This window comes from Aeromonas molluscorum (assembly GCF_051376105.1).
GTDB lineage: Bacteria > Pseudomonadota > Gammaproteobacteria > Enterobacterales > Aeromonadaceae > Aeromonas > Aeromonas molluscorum.
In genome coordinates this window covers 421,736-441,342 of the sequence record NZ_JBPQCY010000002.1, presented here as the reverse complement: position 1 = coordinate 441,342, position 19,607 = coordinate 421,736, and the positions used below count along the sequence as shown (strand labels likewise).

The 19,607-nt window shown below is 64.7% G+C and carries 12 protein-coding genes and 1 pseudogene; 4 read left to right on the top strand and 9 right to left on the bottom strand.

Annotated features, from left to right (window positions below; genetic code table 11):
- Positions 1-2: 2 nt before the first annotated feature.
- Entirely contained in the window at positions 3-1,223 is a 1,221-nt protein-coding gene (locus ACSMDR_RS12635; protein ID WP_436468486.1) for a DEAD/DEAH box helicase, read from the bottom strand.
- Positions 1,224-1,404: 181 nt separating this feature from the next.
- Between ACSMDR_RS12635 and ACSMDR_RS12630 the strand changes: the two genes are divergently transcribed.
- Together ACSMDR_RS12630 and ACSMDR_RS12625 are read left to right on the top strand one after the other, a co-directional pair.
- Positions 1,405-3,387 carry an alkyl/aryl-sulfatase gene (locus tag ACSMDR_RS12630; RefSeq protein WP_436468485.1) on the top strand — a complete coding sequence of 661 codons (1,983 nt, stop codon included), beginning with the start codon at positions 1,405-1,407 and terminating at the stop codon, positions 3,385-3,387.
- Entirely contained in the window at positions 3,384-3,914 is a 531-nt protein-coding gene (locus ACSMDR_RS12625) for a hypothetical protein (protein ID WP_005901004.1), read from the top strand. Before ACSMDR_RS12630 ends, ACSMDR_RS12625 begins: the two co-directional genes overlap by 4 nt.
- A 106-nt stretch (positions 3,915-4,020) precedes the next feature.
- Here ACSMDR_RS12625 and tpx read toward each other — a convergent pair whose 3' ends face one another.
- Entirely contained in the window at positions 4,021-4,524 is a 504-nt protein-coding gene (gene tpx / locus ACSMDR_RS12620) for a thiol peroxidase (protein ID WP_436468484.1), read from the bottom strand.
- 222 nt (positions 4,525-4,746) lie between these two features.
- Here tpx and ACSMDR_RS12615 point away from each other — a divergent pair, with 222 nt between their 5' ends.
- A complete protein-coding gene (locus tag ACSMDR_RS12615) occupies positions 4,747-7,173 on the top strand; it encodes a zinc/cadmium/mercury/lead-transporting ATPase (RefSeq protein ID WP_436468483.1) in 2,427 nt (808 codons plus the stop codon).
- 135 nt (positions 7,174-7,308) lie between these two features.
- Here the strand turns inward: ACSMDR_RS12615 and pulA are convergent.
- Positions 7,309-10,584: pseudogene (pulA, locus tag ACSMDR_RS12610) on the bottom strand (pullulanase-type alpha-1,6-glucosidase); the annotation flags it as partial.
- Between the two features lie 273 nt (positions 10,585-10,857).
- Between pulA and ACSMDR_RS12605 the strand changes: the two are divergent.
- A complete protein-coding gene (locus ACSMDR_RS12605; RefSeq protein WP_436468482.1) occupies positions 10,858-11,265 on the top strand; it encodes a hypothetical protein in 408 nt (135 codons plus the stop codon).
- Positions 11,266-11,425: 160 nt separating this feature from the next.
- Here ACSMDR_RS12605 and bcsC read toward each other — a convergent pair whose 3' ends face one another.
- Genes bcsC through bcsR form a run of 6 tightly spaced genes read right to left on the bottom strand, consistent with a single transcriptional unit; the run spans position 11,426 to position 19,596 of the window.
- Positions 11,426-14,869 (bottom strand): cellulose synthase complex outer membrane protein BcsC, encoded by a 3,444-nt coding sequence (gene bcsC, locus ACSMDR_RS12600; protein ID WP_436468481.1) that lies wholly within the window; start codon positions 14,867-14,869, stop codon positions 11,426-11,428.
- The gene (gene bcsZ / locus ACSMDR_RS12595) at positions 14,854-15,963 is read right to left on the bottom strand and encodes a cellulose synthase complex periplasmic endoglucanase BcsZ (protein WP_436468480.1); all 1,110 of its coding nucleotides are present in this window, start codon (positions 15,961-15,963) and stop codon (positions 14,854-14,856) included. Before bcsZ ends, bcsC begins: the two co-directional genes overlap by 16 nt.
- Before the next feature lie 3 nt (positions 15,964-15,966).
- Entirely contained in the window at positions 15,967-16,173 is a 207-nt protein-coding gene (locus ACSMDR_RS12590) for a hypothetical protein (RefSeq protein WP_436468479.1), read from the bottom strand.
- Positions 16,170-18,737 carry a UDP-forming cellulose synthase catalytic subunit gene (gene bcsA, locus ACSMDR_RS12585; RefSeq protein WP_436468478.1) on the bottom strand — a complete coding sequence of 856 codons (2,568 nt, stop codon included), beginning with the start codon at positions 18,735-18,737 and terminating at the stop codon, positions 16,170-16,172. The genes ACSMDR_RS12590 and bcsA overlap by 4 nt, the downstream gene beginning before the upstream one ends.
- Positions 18,731-19,399: a cellulose biosynthesis protein BcsQ gene (gene bcsQ / locus ACSMDR_RS12580; protein ID WP_436468477.1), complete on the bottom strand. Its 669-nt coding sequence runs from the start codon at positions 19,397-19,399 to the stop codon at positions 18,731-18,733. Before bcsQ ends, bcsA begins: the two co-directional genes overlap by 7 nt.
- Entirely contained in the window at positions 19,396-19,596 is a 201-nt protein-coding gene (gene bcsR / locus ACSMDR_RS12575) for a cellulose biosynthesis protein BcsR (protein WP_041998134.1), read from the bottom strand. Before bcsR ends, bcsQ begins: the two co-directional genes overlap by 4 nt.
- Positions 19,597-19,607 lie beyond the last annotated feature (11 nt).

Here is a 19,607-nt window from a genome sequence, read left to right as displayed (position 1 = left end):
GCTCACACCTTGCCTTTGAACTGCTTGACGCTGCGTTTGTTGGCGGTGCGACGATTCGCCTGCTTGTCGCGAGGCGCGCGCTTTCCCTCGCCGCTGGCAGGCTGGTCGGTTACCGCAAAACCAGCCAGGTCGCTCAGGGGCAGATCACGCCCGGTCAGGGTGCGAATGGCCGCGAGCATCTCGGCTTCACCGTGACAGACCAGCGACATGGCCAGCCCCTTGCGTCCGGCGCGGGCGGTGCGGCCGATACGATGCACATAGACGGGAGCGCTGGCGGGCAAATCCAGATTGATCACCACCGGCAGCGCCTCCACATGGATGCCGCGCGCCATCAGATCCGTAGCCACCAGCACCCGCACCCTGCCTGCCTTGAAATCGGCCAACCCCTGCTCCCGTACTCCCTGATCCTTGTCACCGTGCAGGGCCACCACAGTGATCCCCGCCTTGGCGAGTTTTCGTGCCACCCCGTCGGCATCGTCCCGGGCACTGATAAAGACCAGCACCTGAGGCCAATCCTGCTCTTTCAGCAGGGCAATGAGCGCGGGCACCTTGCTGCTCTTGTTGACCAGATAGAGCCGCTCCTCAATCTCGCTCACCAGGCTGTTGCGCGGGCTCGCCTCGATACGGACCGGCTCATGCAACAATCCGGTCGCCAGACTCTCCAGCTCGACCGGCAAAGTGGCGGAGAAGAGCAGGTTCTGGCGCTGCGCAGGCATTGCATTGATCAACCACTGGATGTCGGGCCAGAAGCCCATCTCCAGCAGGCGATCCGCCTCATCCAGCACCAGGGTGCGCAGGTTGCCGAGGCCCAGCAGCCGCTGGGCCAGCAAGTCCCGCAGTCGCCCCGGGGTCGCCACCAGCAGTTGCGGCCCCTGCGCCAGCTCGGCCTGTTGCAGCTCCTGCGCCACGCCGCCGCACAGGGTCAGAGTGGCGAGCCCCAGGCTGGCGGCCAGGGGAGTCAATGCCTCGGTCACCTGAGCGGCCAGCTCACGAGTCGGCACCAGTATCAACCCCTGTACCCGATCGGAGGTCGAGTCCAGCCGTTGCAGCAGCGGCAAGCCAAACGCCAGCGTCTTGCCGCTGCCGGTCTGGGCCAGCGCCAGCAGATCCTGGCCAGTCAGCGCGGCCGGAATAGCCAGCTGCTGGATGCGGGTCGGGGTGTGCAAGGTGGCCGGCAGGGCAGCCAGCAAGGCAGGATTGAGATCAAGTTCGCGAAAGGTCATGGCGCTACAAGGAAAAAGAGGGGGATGTGAAGTCTAACCAGCGGCGCAGCATAAGTAAAAGCAACCCCCTGTGGCGCCTCAAATAGTCATTAAAAAGCAACGAACGGAGCCAATTAATATTATGCGGCAGTTATCAATTTGTATTAAGTTTTGTGGGTTGTTAACTCAAGGAGCTAGATAAATGATGCCAGCCAAAGTCCCCACTAAACGCCTGTTAACCCTGATAATTGCCACTCTTTGTCTCAACTCCAACGCCGCCTTCGCCCTGGTCGATGCCAAGCCGGCCAGTGCGAGTACCATCAAGGCGAACGAGGCGGTCAAGACTCAGCTTCCCTTCAACGACAAGCAGGATTTTGCCGATGCGGCGCGCGGCTTCATCGCCAAGCCAGAGACCCTGACCATCAAGGATGACAAAGGTAACGTCGTCTGGGATCTGGAGCAGTACAAGACCTATATAGGACTGGATAAAGCCGCCCCTGATACGGTCAACCCCAGCCTGTGGCGTAACGCCCAGCTCACCATGCAGTACGGCCTGTTCAAGGTCACCGACGACATTTTCCAGGTCCGCGGCTTCGATCTGTCCAACATCACTTTCATCAAGGGTGACAAGGGTTGGATCGTCTTCGACCCGCTCATCTCGCCAGACACCGCCAAGGCGGCCCTGGCCTTCATCAACGAGAAGGAAGGCAAGCGCCCCGTGCTCGCGGTGATCTACAGCCACAGTCACGTTGACCACTACGGTGGCGCCGCCGGTCTGTTCAGCACCCCTGAGGAGCGGAAAAATGCCCAGGTCATCGCCCCGGAAGGCTTCACAGAGCATGCGGTCTCCGAGAACGTGATCGCGGGCAATGCCATGGGCCGCCGCGCCGTTTACATGTATGGCGCCCTGCTGCCCCGCAATGCCCAGGGCGGCGTCAACGGCGGGCTGGGCCAGACGGTCTCCACTGGCGTCCCCTCTTTGATCGTGCCCACCAAGCTGATCACCAAGACGGGTGAAGAACTCGACATCGATGGCGTCAAGATGGTCTTCCAGATGACGCCGGGGACAGAAGCCCCTGCCGAGATGAACACCTGGTTCCCGCAGCACAAGGCGCTGTGGATGGCGGAGAACACCACCAACACAATGCACAACATCCTGACCCTGCGCGGTGCCCAGGTACGGGATGCGTTGAAGTGGTCAATCTATCTGAATGAAACCATCGAGACCTGGGGCGACCAGGTAGAGGTCAAGTTCCAGAGCCACCACTGGCCACGCTGGGATAACGCCAACATTGTCGATTACTTCAAGAAGCAGCGTGACCTCTACAAGTACATCCATGATCAGTCGGTGCGCCTGATGAACATGGGCTACACGGGCGAGGAGATCTCGGAGCAGATCAAGCTGCCGCCGGAGCTCGAAAACTTCTGGCCGAACCGTGGCTACTACGGCACCCTGCGCCATAACAGCCGCGCCATCTATCAGCGCTACATGGGCTGGTATTCGGGCAATCCGTCCGATCTGGACAACTTGCCGCCGGAAATGGTGGGCCCCAAATACATCGAGTTCATGGGGGGCGAAGCCGAGGTATTGAAGAAAGCCAAGGCCTCCTTCGATAAAGGGGAGTACCGCTGGGTCGCCGAAGTGCTCAAGCATCTGGTATTTGCCAACCCCAACAACAAAGAAGGCAAGCTGCTGCTGGCCGATACCCTGGAGCAGCTGGGCTATCAGGCCGAGTCAGGTCCCTGGCGTTCCGTCTACCTGCAGGGGGCCTACGAACTGCGCAATGGCGTCCCCACTGCGGGCGGTACCAACACGGCGTCTCCCGATACCATACGCGCCATGCCGCCCAGCATGCTGTTCGACTATCTGGCAGTGCGCCTGAATCCGGAGAAAGCCGCCGGCAAGCAGATGACCATCAACATCGACTTCACCGATATCAATGAGAAACACTCATTGAATATCGAGAATGCGGTGTTGAACCACACCACCCGCTATGCCGACAAGCCGGATACCACTGTGACCCTGACCAAGAAAGTACTGGATGACATCCAGCTGGGGCAAACCACCCTGGAGCAGGAAATCGCCAGCGGCCAGGTCAAGATCACCGGCGACAGCAAGAAGTTCAGCGAGTTCGTCGGCATGCTGGACAAGTTCAACTTCTGGTTCAACATAGTGACCCCATGAGCAAACTAGCCGTCAGACTGCTGTTCTGCGCCATGGCCACGGGGCCCGCCCCCCTGGCCATGGCCTGCGGCTACGATGCCATTTACCCCAACCCCTTCGAGCAGAGCTGGCCGGGTTCGCTCGATATCGCCATCGCCACGGCGACGGCCGTTTCGAGTCAGGATCTCGCACCTGTGGCCAAGATGGTCGGGCCAGATGGCTTCAACCGCAGTTATCAGTGGCTCAATCAGTTGAAAGGAGTCCTGAAGCAGGGTGCCCTGCCAGGCAATGTCTCCATCCTGCTGGTAGATTCGGGGCTCTGGTCCCGGGTCAGGGGCAAGGAGGTCTTGCTGTTGCAGACGCACACCAAAGGGCCTGCCAAACGGGATCGGGTTGTGTTGACCAGCGAGGCTGGCATCCAGGCGTTGCTGTCGGGCCAACTCTCGGTCGCGCAGGCAAAACAGCTCGGGTTACTGGTGATCGAGGATGACCCGGATGATGCTTTTTCGCAGAGTCTGGATCGCGCCCTGAGCCAAGCAACCAGCTAGTTGAACATCGCTATCCGATACATACAAAAAGGGCCCGCTACGTTGCGGGCCCTTTCTATTTCAGTCACTTGGCTTTGTTCAAGCCAATGGCCTCGCTGGCGACCTATCAGGCCAAGGCAGCCAGAGCCGCGGCGTAGTTCGGCTCGTCGGCCACTTCGGCTACCAGTTCGCTGTGCAGCACCTTGTCGTGTTCATCCAGCACCACGATGCCGCGGGCAGCCAGACCGACCAGCGGACCGGAAGAGAAGGCGACACCGTAGTCTTGCAGGAAGGAGACGCCACGCATGGTGGAGAGGCTAACAACCTTGTCCAGCCCTTCGGCGCCGCAGAAGCGGGACTGGGCGAACGGCAGATCGGCGGAGATGCACAGCACCACTGCGTTGTTCAGGGCGCTGGCCTGTTCGTTGAATTTACGCACGGAAGCGGCGCAGGTCGGGGTATCGACGCTCGGGAAGATGTTCAGGATCTTGCGCTGACCGGCGAAGGTCGCCAGGGTCGCATCGGACAGGTCCTTGGCAACCAGGGAGAAGGGCTTGACTTGCTCACCGGCAACGGGGAAGTGACCGGAAACGGAGACTGGGTTGCCTTGCAGGGTGACGGAATTGCTCATTTTTTATGTCCTTGATGATGGGGGGAGGATCCAGGGTCCCAGTATAGGCGCAGCAGCAGGCGACAAACACCCGTCAATCACAGGGATATAAATCCTGGACCACAACGCGCCCCCCAATAGGCAGAAACATAGGGGGCTTGACCTTGGACTTAACACCAAGGTTTACACTGTTGAGGTATTCAGGATCCCGTACGGGCGGGATCCATTCAAGAGGGACTCATCATGAGCAAATCCTGCTGCAACCATCAACACCCTACGCCCCCCATCAAGGGGATCAAACAGGCGACAAGCAATCAGACTCAGCATCGCCACGACAGCCACTGTTGTGACAATGCCGCACCGGTCAGCCGTTGCGCGAGCCAAGTGCCCCATGATCATCAGGATCAGGGGACGAGCGAATCGCTGGCGGATGAAGACCCCCCCAGAGGGCACCGACACAGTCAGGATGGCGGCTCTCTCCATTCATCTCACGATCATCAAGATGCTGCCGACGCCGAGCCCTCAATAGCGCCGGAACAGGGCAGTCGCCGCCATAGCTGGCAGGTGCTGGGGATGGATTGCCCCAGTTGCGCCCGCAAGATAGAAACCGCCGTCAGCCGGGTGGCCGGCGTGCAGCAGGCCCGGGTGCTGTTTGCCACCGAGAAGCTGGTGGTGGACCTGGCTCCTGGCCTCTCCCCCGACCCCATCACCGCCGCCGTGCTGACCGCCGGTTTTCGACTCAAGGGCGAGGCCCAGAACAAAACAGCCAACAGCAAGCCGCGCAGCCCCTGGCTGACACTGCTGGTCAAGTATTGGCAGCCACTCTCCCTGGCGGTGCTGATGGGGGTGGCTGCCCTGCTGCCCTCGTCAATTGGCCAGCCACTCTTTATCCTGGCGACCCTCTGGGGACTCTGGCCCGTCGCCCGCAAGGCGTGGGCCCTGATTCGAAGCGGCTCCCCCTTCGCCATCGAGACCCTGATGACGGTGGCCGCGCTCGGCGCCCTCTTCCTCGGCGAGACCGCCGAGGCGGCCATGGTGCTGCTGCTGTTCATGCTGGGGGAACATCTGGAGGCCTACGCCGCCGGGCGCGCCCGCGCTGGCGTCACCGCCCTGATGGCGCTGGTGCCCGACCAGGCGGTACGCATTCGTAACGGGGCACAAGGCGAAGAGCGGGAAGAGGTCGCAGCCGCAGAGCTGCGCCCCGGCGACATCATAGAGATAGCCCCGGGCGCTCGCCTGCCCGCCGATGCTCGCCTGCTCGACGCCTTGGGTGCCTTTGACGAAAGCGCCCTGACCGGTGAATCCATCCCGGTGGAGCGTCGCCAGGGCGACAAGGTCCCCGCCGGCAGTCTGGCGGCGGACAGGGTGCTGCGCCTCGAAGTCGTCTCCGAGCCCGGCAACAACGCCATCGACCGCATCTTGCACCTCATCGAGGAGGCCGAGACCCAGCGCGCCCCCATAGAGCGTTTCATCGATCGCTTCAGCCGCTGGTATACCCCGGCCATGATGCTGGTCGCCCTGCTGGTGGTGATAGTGCCGCCGCTGGCCTTCGGTCAAAACTGGGATGAGTGGATCTATCGCGGACTGGCGTTGCTGCTCATCGGTTGCCCCTGCGCCCTGGTGATCTCGACCCCGGCGGCGGTTACCTCCGCCCTGGCAGCCGCAACCCGGCAGGGCGCGCTGATCAAGGGCGGCGCTGCGCTGGAGCGACTGGCCCATGTCGATACCATTGCCTTCGACAAGACCGGCACCCTGACCCTGGGCAAGCCGCAGCTGACCGACTTCATCAGTCTGAACCGCCAGCCCGAGGCCAAGCTGCTGGCGCTGGCCGCCGCCATCGAGCAGGGTTCCCACCACCCGCTGGCCCGGGCCGTCGTCGCTGCGGCCAAGGAGCAAGGATTGACCCTGGCCGCAGCCCAGGATCTCCGTGCCCTGCCAGGGATGGGCATCGAGGGTCGCATCGACGGCGCACTCTGGCAACTGCTGGCCCCGAGCAGGATCCCCCACCTGGACGAGGCCATCCACCAGCAAGTGACTCGCCTGGAGGAGCAAGGCAAGACAGTGGTCGTCCTCTGCTCGCTCCTCAATCACGCGGGCAATGAGGCGATCACGCAGGCAACGCCGATGGCGCTGCTGGCGCTGCGCGACCAGATCCGGCCCGAGGCGGCGGCGGCGCTGCAGGAGCTCAGGGCACTGGGGCTGCAAAGCATCATGCTGACCGGGGATAACCCTCGCGCCGCAGAGGCCATCGCCACCGAGCTTGGCATGGGCTGGCGCGCCAGTCTGTTGCCCGAGGGCAAGGTGGAGGAGATTGCCAAGCTGGCCAAACAGCAGAAGGTCGCCATGATAGGAGATGGCATCAACGATGCCCCCGCCATGAAGCGGGCCAGTATCGGCATCGCCATGGGGGGCGGCACCGATGTGGCGCTGGAGACCGCCGACGCCGCTCTGACTCACAACCAGCTCGGCGGCATCGCCGCCATGATCCGCCTGTCGCGGGCCGCGCTGGCCAACATCCACCAGAACATAGCGCTGGCACTGGGGCTCAAAGCCATCTTCCTGGTCACCAGCCTGCTCGGCATCACGGGTTTGTGGATTGCGGTGCTGGCCGATACCGGTGCTACCGCCCTGGTGACGGCCAATGCGCTACGCCTGCTGCGCAAGCGCTGAGTCCCCTGTCCGTCACGCCTCAGTGGCGCTGATGCCAGGAATGAAAAAGCCAGCCCGAGGGGCTGGCTTTTATTTTCTGAGGTGGCGATGTGCGATTGCCACCCAGACTCCTGGTCAGGACAGCTTGGGTTAGCCTTTCTTGCCAACCGGCAGACCCGCGCCCTGGGTACCGACTTGCGGTTTGACGAAGACGGCGGCCGACCAGGCCCCCAGAGTGAGGCTGCTGCCATTGGCCACGGCACCATTGGCGATGCTGTTGCTGCCATGGTGGGCCGGGCTCAGCTGCAGGCTGGTCAGATCGATGGGTTGATCCTTGCCGTCACGAAAATCGCCGATGCTCTGGGGAGCATTGGTGGCATTGATCATCACCACCAGACCCTCGATGGCCGGATCCAGATCCGCACCCGCGCTCGCACCGTCGTCCACGCTCATCACGATGAGACCCGGCACCTGATCCGGCCCGGTATTGCGGAAGTCGACCCGCTTGATCACCTCGCTACCACTGCCAAGACGCAGCAGACGGGAGGATTGACGCAGCTCGGAGAGCTCCTGGTAGAAGCTCACCATCTGCGCCACCTCGGCCGAGCCCGGTTTGGCGTGCTGGTCGAGCACCTGATCGATCAGCGCGTAGTTGGCCTCGTCCTTGTCCTTGCGCGGCAACCCCTTGTCGAAGTTGTTGTCGGCGAGGGTGTAGTCGACGCCGTTGTACCAGTCACCGGAGTCGTAGCTGTCCCGCTCCATGGATTTGGAGCGCAGCAACTCGCTGCCAGCATGGGTGAAAGGAATACCTTGCCCCAACATGGCGGTCGCCAGCGATACCCCCTGCATCCGCACCAAATTGGCACCGGCCGGCGCCTTGTAGACCAGGTTGTCGAACAGGGTCTGGTTGTCGTGCTTGGAGACGTAGTTCTGGATCTCGGTCGGATCCTGGGCGTAACCCGCCGGCTGACCGTTGTAGTCGATCTCCGACCCCTTCTTCGCCGCGCCATCCTTGTCGGTCAGCACGAACGCCTTGAGGTTGCCGGCCATGCCGAGGCGCACCAGATCGGACTGATGCAGGGCGGTGGCAAGCTCAACCCCGTCCAGCTCGTTGGCAGCCACGAAGGCGCCATTGCCGAAGCCCTGGGTCTTGCGAATGGTATCGCCGCCGTCAAACGGGCTGCCGCCACGGACCGCATCCCGCAGCCGGTCGGAGAAGGATCCGATGCCGGTGCCGGCCAGGTGTTTCTGGGTCGCCTGCACGAAGCGCTTGTCATCCTGCACCTCGCCGAAGTTCCAGCCCTCGCCGTAGAAGTACATCTCGGGGTTGACCTGCTTCACTGCGGCCAGCGCCTGCACCATCTGATCTTTCGGGTGGTGACCCATCAGGTCGAAGCGGAAGGCGTCGATCTTGTAGTCGCGGGCCCAGGTCACCAGAGAGTCATCGATCAGCTTGGCGAACATGGCGTGTTCCGGCGCCGTGTTGGAGCAGCAGGTGGAGTTCTCGACCGAGCCGGTCTCCGGATTGAGGCGCTGGTAGTACCAGGGCACTATCTTGTCGAGCACGGATTTCGGGCCCAGGCCCGCCTCGTTGGTGTGGTTGTAGACCACGTCCATCACCACGTTCATGCCGATGTCCTGCTTGATGGCCTGCACCATTTCGCGGAACTCCAGAATGCGCTGGCTGCCCTCGGCGTTGGTGGCGTAGGAGCCTTCCGGGGTGGTGTAATGGTAAGGGTCATAACCCCAGTTGAAGGAGTCGACGCCGCGCAGATAGCCGTAAAGTTCCTGCACCACGGGGTTCTCCTTGCTGTCGGTCGCTTGCAGCTCGCCCAGCACGGCGGCTATGGTCTGACCGCCACCACAATGGCCGGCAAACTTGGAGCTCTTGACCTCGGCATTGACCTCGCACAGCTTGCTGAAGTCATCTTGGAGGTTGGCGACCTTGGTCGGATCCTCGTTGATGGTGGCGATGTCGAACACCGGCAGCAGGTGCAGGTGGCTGACGCCGCTTTTGGCCAGGGCTTGCAGGTGCTTGACCGGTACGCTGTCACTGTCGGTCAGTCCGAGAAACTTGCCTCTGTGCGCAGGGGCAGTGGATTCGTCGTTGCCGGTCAAGTCCCGGATATGGGCCTCATAGATGGTGATGTCGGCGGGATTGGCCTGGCTGTGGGGCGCCTTGAGGCTGTCCCAGCCCGCGGGCTTGAGGGCCGGATCATCCAAATCCACCACCTGACTGAACTCGGAGTTCATCGCCAGGCTCAGGGAGTAGGGGTCGGTCACCTGATAGGATTCCAGCTTGCGGCTGAGCGGGTGATAGACCTGGACGTCATAGCGGTAGAACTTGCCGATCAGATCGCTGCCGCCCTGCAGGCTCCAGCTGCCACTGGCGTCGTCTTGTGTCATGGTACGCTCGCCGAGGGCCTTGTGCTGCTCGTCGAACAACGCCAGCTTGACCGACTTGGCGGTTGGCGCCCACAGCCGGAAGGTGACATTGCCCCCCTCGACGATGGCGCCATAGTTGAGCTTGCTCGCCGCTTCGCTATAGAGGGCATCGAGGGCGCCGGCGCTCTGCACCAGGGTTGCCCCCTGCAAGATACCGTCAGCATCTGTGCCGATGGCCACCAGCTCCCCCTTGAGCAACGGCTTGAGATCCGCAGCCGATGGCAGGGCGAAGACGGCGGCATCTTTAAGGTGCGGATACTTGGCTCGCTGCGCGGCGGAGAGACTGCCCGGGGTCAGCTTGAGATAGGGGAAATCGAATACCCCTTCCGCATTGGCCTTGATGGTGCCCGACTCGGTGTAATAGAGGCGTACATGGGGTTTATCCTTGCCCCCCTGCCAGATCAGGGTGTTGCCATCGATCAGATGGGCACTGGCTCCCGCCACCCCGAAAGCCGCACTGAATGCCTCGGCCCGGCTACCATAAATATCCCCCTTGCCTGCCAGTATGGCGACGGTGCGATCCGGATGATCCTCGAAAATCAACTTCATGTCGCTCCCGGTCAGATTGGCCATCTCGCCGTTACGGGCAATGAAGTTGAGGCAACCTGCCAACCTGTCGAGGGGCACCACCCAGGCCGGACCGAAGCTGTCGGCACTGGCCGGTGTCTTGCTCCCGTCATCCCAGCCCGCGTTCAAGCCGCTGGCGGCGGTGGCATTGCAGGCATCGTTGTTCCACAGATGCAGACTGTAGTTGGCAAAGGGTCCCTCAACCCCGCGCGCCGCTACCGACTGGGTATCCACCAGAGCGATCACCGCCTCATTTGGTCCCGCCACCAGCAACTCCCTGGGAGGGTCTACCTTGGGCAACCGGGCAACCGGATCGGCGCCACTACCATTATCGTTATCGGAGTCGCTGCCATTGCAGCCGGACAATAGGGTCAGCAGTGAGGCTGTTACCAGCGCCACTTTGGTCATCTTCATATCCATGTTTTTTATTATTCCCGCTGTGTGAGTCCCGACGGTCGAGACGTCCAGGCCCGGTCAGTGCCGAGCAGCACCATATTAATCAGCGGCCCAGGATGCGAACGTGAGCGGTTTTGCATAAAAGTCATACACTTTCAATAAGATAACGTTTTCATAACAGAAGTTGGATCGGGCTCACAGACTCGATTTCCGATCAGGGCCATACCGGGGGATGCGCTTAGCGATACTGTATAAAACCAATTAAAAATCAAATGGATGAAATTGGAGACAAGGCATATGAAGTCCATTGAAGAACAGGCCAGTCGGTTGGACAAGGAGTATCTGGCGATAACACAACTGTTTGACCCACTTTGCCAGCAGGCAGGCGTGCTCGCCGAGCAGTACCACTTCTTTTGCTGGCCCGATGATGAGGAAGCCAGGCCCCAATGCCGGGCCTTCACCCTGCAGGGGGAGCCGCGGGAGCTGAGGCTGCGCTGTCAGCCCGGTGAACGGGGAACCCTGGTCGGCATCATCCAGGTGTGTGGCGAGGAAGAGAAGGTCCACGCCAGCCTGGGCTTTCGCGCCGACGGACAGCTGCTGCTGGTGTCCGGCCACTTGCTAGACAACCCGCCCGAACTCTTGCTCTCCTTGCTGCTGGGGGCCATCTGGCAGCAACCATCCCGTGAGGAGGGTAAGCATCCCTGATGGTGCCGCCCCGCTTCATGACGCGGCGTGCCTCTCATCGTCTGTCTCTATGGTGACCTGTACCAGCGTCTCGCAAATACCGAGCCGCTCGCGGATCTGGCGGAACGGATGCTGCGCGCCTATCTGAGATGAGTGCGCCCGATCTCACCGGGCGCACTCATCAGTCGAAGTCCGCATAAGGAGTCAGCGGCCTTGGTGGCAAGTCGAGATCCCCCTGCCAGGGCTTGAAGGTGTAGCGCAGGAAGAGGGTGGCATGGCTGGGGGCATAGTCATCCGCCTGCTGGATGTCGATCCGCCCGCCGATGCGCCAGTGCTCGGTCAGGCGGTGCTCCACCACGGCATTCAGGGTATAGCCGAAGCCGCTGCTGCTGCCCCCCTGCACCGGCTCGTTCCTGTCCGGCAAACCGGCGGGCAGCAGGCCTTCCAGGGGGTAGCGACGGCTGTCGTCGGTGCGGGAGCGGGACCAGGATCCCGAGCCTCCCAGCTCCCATGACCAGTCGGGGGTGCGCTGCCGGTAGCTGACCGGCACTGAGATCGAGAAGTACCCTTGCGGACTGTAATAGCCCCCCTGACCCAGGGTATAGCCGCTCAGATCCTGCTGGTAATGCCACAGCATGCTGCTCAGCCCCACGCTGGCCCGGCGGTTCGTCTCGTTGATGAGCTTGTAGTAGCCCCCTCCCATGAGCCGGGTGCGCCAGTTGTCCGGCACGTTCTTGCCCGTCAGCAGGTGTTGCTGGGCGCTGCCCCAGAAGCCGACGGCGCCCCCCAGATCATGGCTGAGATCGAGGCGAACCCCGTTCGCCCGCACCCCGCCCCAGCTGATGCCGGTCCCCGGATCCACAGTCCCCGCATAGGAGAGCAGCGAGCTGCTGACGGGCCGCCGGGAGAGGGTGAGCCCCCACCCCAGCTCGCGCCAGTCTCCCGTGACCGTCGCGCCGCCGACCCAGTCCACCACCTCGAAGCCGAGGGGCGTGGTGCCGAGATCGAAGGCCCAGGCCCCCTTGCGCCAGCCCGCCGCCAGGGTGGTGCCCCGGCTCTGCTGGTGCTCCCCTCCCCGGCAGTCGCGGGCGGCGCAGGTGCCGAACTCCTCCCGGTAGGGGGAGGCCGGCAGCTGGCCCGCATCCATGTCCACCAGCTCGAGGCGGCCAAAGGCGGTGCCGCCGGCCAGAGGGGTGTCCAGTTGCATCATCTGGGTCAGGGCCCGCAGATCGGAGACGCCGCCGGTGCCGCTGGATCCCCAGTAGTCACTGTCGAAGGAGACAGTGGTCTGGCTCTGCCGATAGTGCTTGGCAAGATCGCTGCGCAGCCCGGAGGCCAGCCACTCCTCGCCGTCGCGGCTGCGGGCGAGCGCGGTCAGGGTGCCCCCATCCAGATCCTCCCCGGGGGCCAGGCCCGCCGCCACCAGTCCCTTGCGATCCCGCGCCAGGGCCCCCTCGGCGTCGCCGTTGGCGAAGCGCTGACGGGCGGCATCCCGCCAGAACAGGGCCGTCTGCTGGGAGGCGGGCTGCGTCGACACCAGGGGCTCGTAGCCGGTGAAGATGGCCTGCGCCGTCTCCCCCTCCCCCAGCGCCTGATAGAGGTTTGCCACCCGGCGGTAGTAGTTGAACTCCTCCGGGGGCAAGGGGCTGACCGGCCAGGCTGGCAGCCAGTGGCGAGCCTCTGCCGGATTGCCCCTGGTCTGCGCCAGTTCGGCCATGCCGAGCCTGGCCTCGGGGTGCTGGGGGGTGTGCGCCAGCACAGCGCGGTAATGGCGCTCGGCCCCGGCGACGTCCCCGCGCTCCGCGGCCCATTCGGCCAGCATCAGGGTCACCTCGTCATCGGGCTGCAACGGCTGCAGCAGGCGCTCGGCGCCCGCCTCATCCCCCTGCTGGTGCAATAACCTGGCGTTGGCCAGCAGCTCACCACGGGCGAGGCGGCGATCCAGCGCCTGCATGTCCGCCGACCAGCGCGTGGCCGGCACCTCGGCCAGCACGGCGCGGGCCTGGGGCGACTGATCCTGCCCCGACAGGTAGAGGGCAGTGGCGTAGCGCAGGCTGTCGTTCTGTGGCTGCGCCGCCAACCGCCCCCGCAACAGCCGCTCCCCGCCTGCAACATCCCCGAGGCGGGCCTGGGTGGTGGCCACCCGGTAGGCCAGCCAGACATCATCCGGCATCAGTCGCAGCGCCTCCTGGCGTTGGGCCAGGGCCTGGGGCAGCTTGCCGGCCTGGTCGAGCTGATCGGCCTGCTCCTGCAACAGCTCTGCCTTGAGCCGCTTGCCCTCGGCCTGCATGGCCGGGGTGCCGTGTTGATCCAGCAGGGCCAGTGCCCGCGCCGGATCCTGCCCCTTGTAGAGATCGAACAGCCGGGCCAGGGCCCGATCACGGGCTCCCGGCATGGCGAAGGCCTTCTGATAGGCAAGCTCGGCCTCGCCGTCGCGATGACGGCCCCGCTCGCTGTCCCCCAATCCGAGCCAGGCTTCAGGCTCCTTGCCATCCAGGGCGATGGCGCTGCGATAGCGGGTCGCCGCCACCTCCCATTGCTGCTGCTCCAGGGCCTGGGAGCCCTGGTTGACCAGCAGCCAGTAGCGGTTGGTGGCCAGCAGGCTGGCCCACTTGTCCTTGTCGGTCACATCGGGATGGCGCAGCACCCGCTCGAACTGGGCGATGGCGAGCGCGCGCTGATCGTTGCGGGAATAGGCCTGACCCAGGGCCCCCATGAGGTCGGGATCCCCGGGATTGGCGGCGAGGGCCCGCTGCAGCTCGGCGATGGAGGCTCCGCCGCTGGCGGTACGGGCCAGTGCCAGCTGTCGGGAGCGATAGGCAGGAGAGGCCCACTGCGCCTCCTGGGTGGCGAGCAGCGCCTCGGCCTTGTCGGCCTCCATCTCGGTACCGAAGAGGGCTATGTATTGCTTCAACTCGTCGATGCTCCGGGGCCCGACCGGCATGGCCTCGATGTCCGCCAGCCAGATCTCCGCCGCCTCCCCGCGGCTGTTGTCATCCTTCGCCATCTCCCGCAGCAGCCCCAGGGCCTGCTGGCGCCGACCGTCGGCCAGGTAGTGGCGGGCCAGCCCGCTGCGCACCCGTGGCTCACCCGGATATTGCCGGTTCAGGCTCTCCAGCGAGGCCATGCCCTTCGTCTTCATGGCGGGCATGCGCATCTGCAGCAGGGCATATTCCACCGCCACGTCGAGATTCGGGGGCAGATCCCCCATAAACAGGGAGCGATAGAGGCGCTCGGCCTCCTCCAGCCGGCCGGCATTGGTCAGCAGCCGCGCCTGTTGCAGTTGCTGGCGCTGGGCCGAATCGCTCAGGGCGAGATTGGCCATGCCCTGGCGGTAAATCGGGGAGTCCGGCGCCAGCTTGCCGAGCCGGGCCAGCAGCGCCTTCGCCTCCCTGATCTTGCCCTGACGCAGGGCCTGGCGCGCCTGGGCCGCCAGCAGCTCCGGGTGATTGGGCTCCACCAGGGAGAGGGAGTAGAGGCTGTTGCTGACGAGATCCTCACGCCCGCTGGCCTCCCCTATCCTGACCTGCTCGAGCAGCCAGTCCACCGGCTGCACGGCCCCCAGCGCCAGGTTGCCGCTCATCAGGCAGGCGAGCAGGCAAGCCAGGGTCAATCTGCCTGGCATGACTCGCTCCAGCCTGGCTGCAGGGTGCCGTCCGCGGCGAAGCGATAGCGGCCCTGATCCCAGCCTGCGCCAAACAGGGTCAGGACGCTGCCGTAATAGGCGTCGGCCTGCTCGCCATGCTGTTTCACCTGCTCACGCAGGCTGGCCAGCATCGGCTGCCCCTGGGAGAGGGGCAGCAGGGCGGCGGCAAAGCCGACCGGTCCCCGTCCCTGGGTCTGGCCACTCTGGGTGTCGACCCGCTCGGGGACGGCGCCAAGGGCCGCCGTGCTCTCCAGCATGGGGGCGAAGTGCGCCACCAGGGGCCCCTTGGCGGGATCCTCGTCGTTCAGCATGCCGAGCCAGAGGTAGACGCGGACGGCGTCGTAGCTGCCCTGGGGCCCCTTGTCGACCGTCACCTGCCACCCCTTCTCCCCCTGCCAGTCCACCCAGTCGGGGGCAAAACCACGGGGGGCGCTCTCCTGCAGCAGCCTCGGCAGTTGTGCGCGCATCTCGCGCCAGGGCCCCTGCAGCGCCGCGAAACGGGCCAGCAGCTGGGGCGGCAGGTAGCTCGGGTTCAGGGTCCAGCGCCCCTCCCCCGCATAGCCGTGGGCGCCGGGCAGCAGCACCGGGCCCAGACCGGGAACGGTGGCGACCTCTTCCCGGGCGATGCGCCGCAGCAGCAGGGTGCCGATGGACTCGTAGCTGTGGTTGTCCCACAGGCGCCCCGCCTCGAGCAGGCTGTAGGCTATCCAGAGATCCGAGTCGGACGCGCTGTTTTCATCCAGCACGCCCCAGCTGCCATCCTCCTGTTGGCCCCAGAGCCAGGATGGCAGGAAGCCGGTCAGATCCCCCCGGGCGAGCCGCCGCTCCGTCCAGTCGAGCAGGCGGGCGAAGGTCTCCCTGTCGTTGTTGACCAGGGCGAAGAAGAGGCCGTAGCTCTGCCCTTCCGAGGTGGTGATCCGCCGACCGTCGGCCGGGTCTATGACCCTCCCCTCCTCGCTGATGTAGTGCTGGCGAAAATGCTGCCACGCCGGCCAGTCACAGGCCGCCAGGGCAGGCAGGGTACACAGGGCCCAGAGCAGCAGGGCACCACAGGCTTTTTTCATCTGGGTCATCTCTTAATCTTCCTTCAGGCGGCTACGGCTGGCACCGGCCAGCAGCACCCGCAGGGAGAGGGTGCCCGGAGACGAGGACATCTGTTCGAAACTCAGGCCCTGGCTGCGCACCGGTGCGGGTACCGGCGGCAAGGGGCCGCCGGTCTCGGCGGCCAACGCACTCTGCGTCATCAGCAGGAGAGGGATAAGGTAGCGTTGTGGTTTCATCATCCTTTCACTGTCTGTGTGGTCGGAGCCCCTGACCGGAAATCCGGCGAGACGCGACGAGGAACGAAAGAGAGCAGCCAGCGAGCCAGCTTCTCAAACAGGATACAAACAAAGCCGATGGGTGAGGTGCGCGCCAGGCGCCAGTAGGCCCCCCAGCCGAGCAGCGTGATGTCGAGCAGACTGTGGAGCGGGCGATCCTTGCCGAGGCGCTGCTGCCACAGGGACCAGGTGTCGGCCCGGGCGAAGGTGCACTGGATGAAGGCGATGTGCTGGGCCTGCGCCATGGGCTCCAACTCCAGCCCCAGCTTGCGGCCGAACACCCGCTGTACCTTGGCGGCGAAGGCCTGTTCCCGCTGGCCGTGGCGCAGCAGTAGCCAGACCCTCTCCTTGTCGGCCAGGGGCAGAGCGTCCTCGAGCAGGACGCCGACCCCGCCATTGGAGTAGTCCTTGAGGGTGCAGGGGTAGAGGTGGCCGTTGGCCAGCTTGATGGCCGCCGGCATCACCATCTCCACCCTGGGGTTGGTGCGCACCTGTCGCGACTCGAACGCCACCGCCAGCGCCCCGCCCAGTATGGTCATGTTGTAGAGGGTCCACAGCATGCTGAGGATCAGGGTCAGCACCTCGTCGGCCGGACCGGTGCAGATGCGCCAGATGCCGAAGCCCAGCCCGCACAGGTTGAGCAGGATCAGGATCAGATAGGGCCTGGAGACCGACAGATCCAGATACAGCTCCTCCGTCATCCCCCCCTTGGCGGTGACGTTGAACTTGCCCTTGTGGGGGGCAAACAACGCCACCGTGGTCGGCCTGGCTATGTACCAGGCCAGCACAGTCTCGTAGACCTCCCCCCAGAAGGAGTGGCGCACCTTGCCCTGCAACCGGGAGTTGGTCAGGGCGCTGTGGAAGATGTGCGGCAACATGTAGAGGGCGATGGCCACCGCCGGGGCGTAGATGATGTAGGCGTGCAGGATCAGGAAGGCGAGCGGCGCCGTCAGGAAGATGAGGCGCGGTATGCCCGACAGGAAGTGCAGCATGGCGTTGAAGTAGCAGAGCCGCTGCCCCAGATTGAGCCCCTTGCCAAACAGGGGGTTGTCCAGGCGCAGGATCTGCACCATGCCGCGCGCCCAGCGGATGCGCTGCCCTATGTGGGCGGAGAGGCTCTCGGTGGCCAGCCCAGCCGCCAGGGGAATGCGGATATAGGCGGAGGTGTAGCCAAGGCGGTGCAGCCGCAACGAGGTGTGGGCATCCTCGGTGACCGTCTCCACCGCGATGCCTCCGATCTCGTCCAGGGCAGAGCGCTTGATGACGGCGCAGGAGCCGCAGAAGAAGCTGGCGTCCCACATGTCATTGCCATCCTGTACCAGGCCGTAGAACAGCGCTCCCTCGTTCGGCATCTTGCGAAACCGCTGCAGGTTGTGCTCGAACGGATCGGCGGAGAAGAAGTGATGGGGAGTCTGCACCACCCCCAGCCTGGGATCCCGGTAGAACCAGCCCACCGTCATCTGCAGGAAGGAGCGGGTCGGCAGGTGATCGCAGTCGAAGATGGCGACCAGATCCCCGCTCGCCTGCCTGAGCGCATGGTTGATGTTGCCGGCCTTGGCGTGCTCGTGGGTCGGCCGCGCCACATAGCGGACCCCCGCCTCTTCGGCGAAGGTGCGAAACGACGCTCTATTCCCGTCATCGAGCAGCCAGACGGTCAGCTTGTCGGCGGGCCAGTCGAGGGCCAGGGCCGCGTAGACTGTACCCTTGACGATGGCGAGATCCTCGTTGTAGGTAGGGATCATCAGATCCACACTGGGCCACTGTGCCGGGTCCGCCGGCAAGGGCGCCGGGGGGCGATTCAGCGGCCAGGCCGTCTGCCAGTAGCCGAGCAGCAGCACTATCCAGGCATAGGTCTCGGCAGCCAGCAGCAAGAGGCCGCAGGTTAGGCTGACGGGATCGAACCAGTCCAGGGTGGAGGTGTAGCGCCACCAGATGTAGCGGCAGGAGACGGTGAGGGAAAGCACCATCATCATCAGCATGGGGTAGCGGCCCGGCACGGCGCGCAGGATAAAGGCCATCCCCATCAGCATGATGACGAACACCAGCTGGGCCTCGAGGGTGAAGGGCTGGGTAATGCAGAGCAGGGAGAGGGTGCCGGCCACCGCGCACAGCAGCACGCTCTTCCAGCGCGCCTCCCTGGGGGTGGCCCTGGCCGCCGCCAGCCCCTTCTCTTCCTGCCGGATCAGGAAGCGGCCGAGGGCCTGGGTGCCCCACTGCCAGGCGCGCTGCCAGGAGGCGGGCCAGCGCAGGGGAATCGGCTTGGGACGGCGCACTATGATCCAGAGACTCTGCAACAGGATGCGCAGGGGATCCCCGACCCGGGGCCGGGTCAGGTGGGGATAGAGCCCCTCTGCATGGCTCAGCACCCACTGCCAGCCATGGCGCTCCAGGGGAAACAGGGTCCAGGCCAGCAGCCACACCAGAGTCAGACCAGCGGATCCCAGCCGGGAGCCGCCCTGGCGGCGCAGCCCCTGGTAACGCTGGGAGCACCAGAGGCTCGCCGTCGGCGTCACCAGCCGGGCTAGCATGGGTCGTCGCCCCCGGCACCCAGACACCAGCTGGCCAGGGAGGCCAGTTCGTGGGCGATCAGGCTGGTGGGGGCGTAGCGGCCCACCGGCTGCTTGGCGGCCATGGCTTCGGCCATCGCCTCGTCCCGGTGCAGCCGCAGGCCGAGCAGGGGCAGGCCGGCCGCCTGCCAGAGATCCAGCAGATCCTGCTGCAGGGCCCGGCGGCTGCTGAACTGGGTCACCAGCAGTCGCTCCCCGGCCGCCCAGGCATGGCGATGGAGCCGCACATGGCAGTTGGCATCGGCATTGACTATGGTCAGCAGTCGGCAAGGGAGCGCGGGAACCGGGCCCAGGGGCAAGTCCAGCAGCACCAGATCATAGCCTTCGAGGGCCTGCAGCCAGTCCCCTGCGGATGCCCCCGGCTGACCGCCATGGGGCAACAGATCCAGCCCCTCCTCATAGTGATAAAGTGCCGAGCGCCACTCCCGCGCCGGATCCGCCAGCCTGCTCCAGCCCCTGGCATCGGCATGGGGCAACCCCAGATGGATGCCAAGCAGGTTGTCATGGCACAGATCCACCGCCAGCACCCTGGCCCCCTGCTCCCGGGCCGCCAGCGCCAGGCCGGCGACGAGGGAGCTGGTGCCCACGCCGCCACGGATCCCTTGCAGGGCAACGCAATTCATTCAGGCCCCCTCATCTCCAGCTCCGCCAGCAGGGGGAAGCGCTCGCGCAAGGCGACGAGCCGCTCCCTGAAGGCGATGTCCTGATAGGAGAGGCTCACGCCGAAGGCCTGCTGCACCATGGCCACATCGCTCATCATGCCGCCTTCGACCGGCACACCGAAGGGGGTGGGCGTCACGGGTCGCCGTTCACTCTGCATCTCATCCTCCG

Bases quoted from the DNA above. Each gene is read 5' to 3' on its own strand.
- ACSMDR_RS12590 (WP_436468479.1), bottom strand. From the start codon at position 16,173: ATGATGAAACCACAACGCTACCTTATCCCTCTCCTGCTGATGACGCAG.
- ACSMDR_RS12615 (WP_436468483.1), top strand. From the start codon at position 4,747: ATGAGCAAATCCTGCTGCAACCATCAACACCCTACGCCCCCCATCAAG.
- bcsA (WP_436468478.1), bottom strand. From the start codon at position 18,737: ATGCTAGCCCGGCTGGTGACGCCGACGGCGAGCCTCTGGTGCTCCCAG.
- bcsQ (WP_436468477.1), bottom strand. From the start codon at position 19,399: ATGAATTGCGTTGCCCTGCAAGGGATCCGTGGCGGCGTGGGCACCAGC.
- bcsC (WP_436468481.1), bottom strand. From the start codon at position 14,869: ATGCCAGGCAGATTGACCCTGGCTTGCCTGCTCGCCTGCCTGATGAGC.
- bcsZ (WP_436468480.1), bottom strand. From the start codon at position 15,963: ATGACCCAGATGAAAAAAGCCTGTGGTGCCCTGCTGCTCTGGGCCCTG.
- ACSMDR_RS12605 (WP_436468482.1), top strand. From the start codon at position 10,858: ATGAAGTCCATTGAAGAACAGGCCAGTCGGTTGGACAAGGAGTATCTG.
- ACSMDR_RS12630 (WP_436468485.1), top strand. From the start codon at position 1,405: ATGATGCCAGCCAAAGTCCCCACTAAACGCCTGTTAACCCTGATAATT.
- ACSMDR_RS12625 (WP_005901004.1), top strand. From the start codon at position 3,384: ATGAGCAAACTAGCCGTCAGACTGCTGTTCTGCGCCATGGCCACGGGG.
- tpx (WP_436468484.1), bottom strand. From the start codon at position 4,524: ATGAGCAATTCCGTCACCCTGCAAGGCAACCCAGTCTCCGTTTCCGGT.
- ACSMDR_RS12635 (WP_436468486.1), bottom strand. From the start codon at position 1,223: ATGACCTTTCGCGAACTTGATCTCAATCCTGCCTTGCTGGCTGCCCTG.
- bcsR (WP_041998134.1), bottom strand. From the start codon at position 19,596: ATGCAGAGTGAACGGCGACCCGTGACGCCCACCCCCTTCGGTGTGCCG.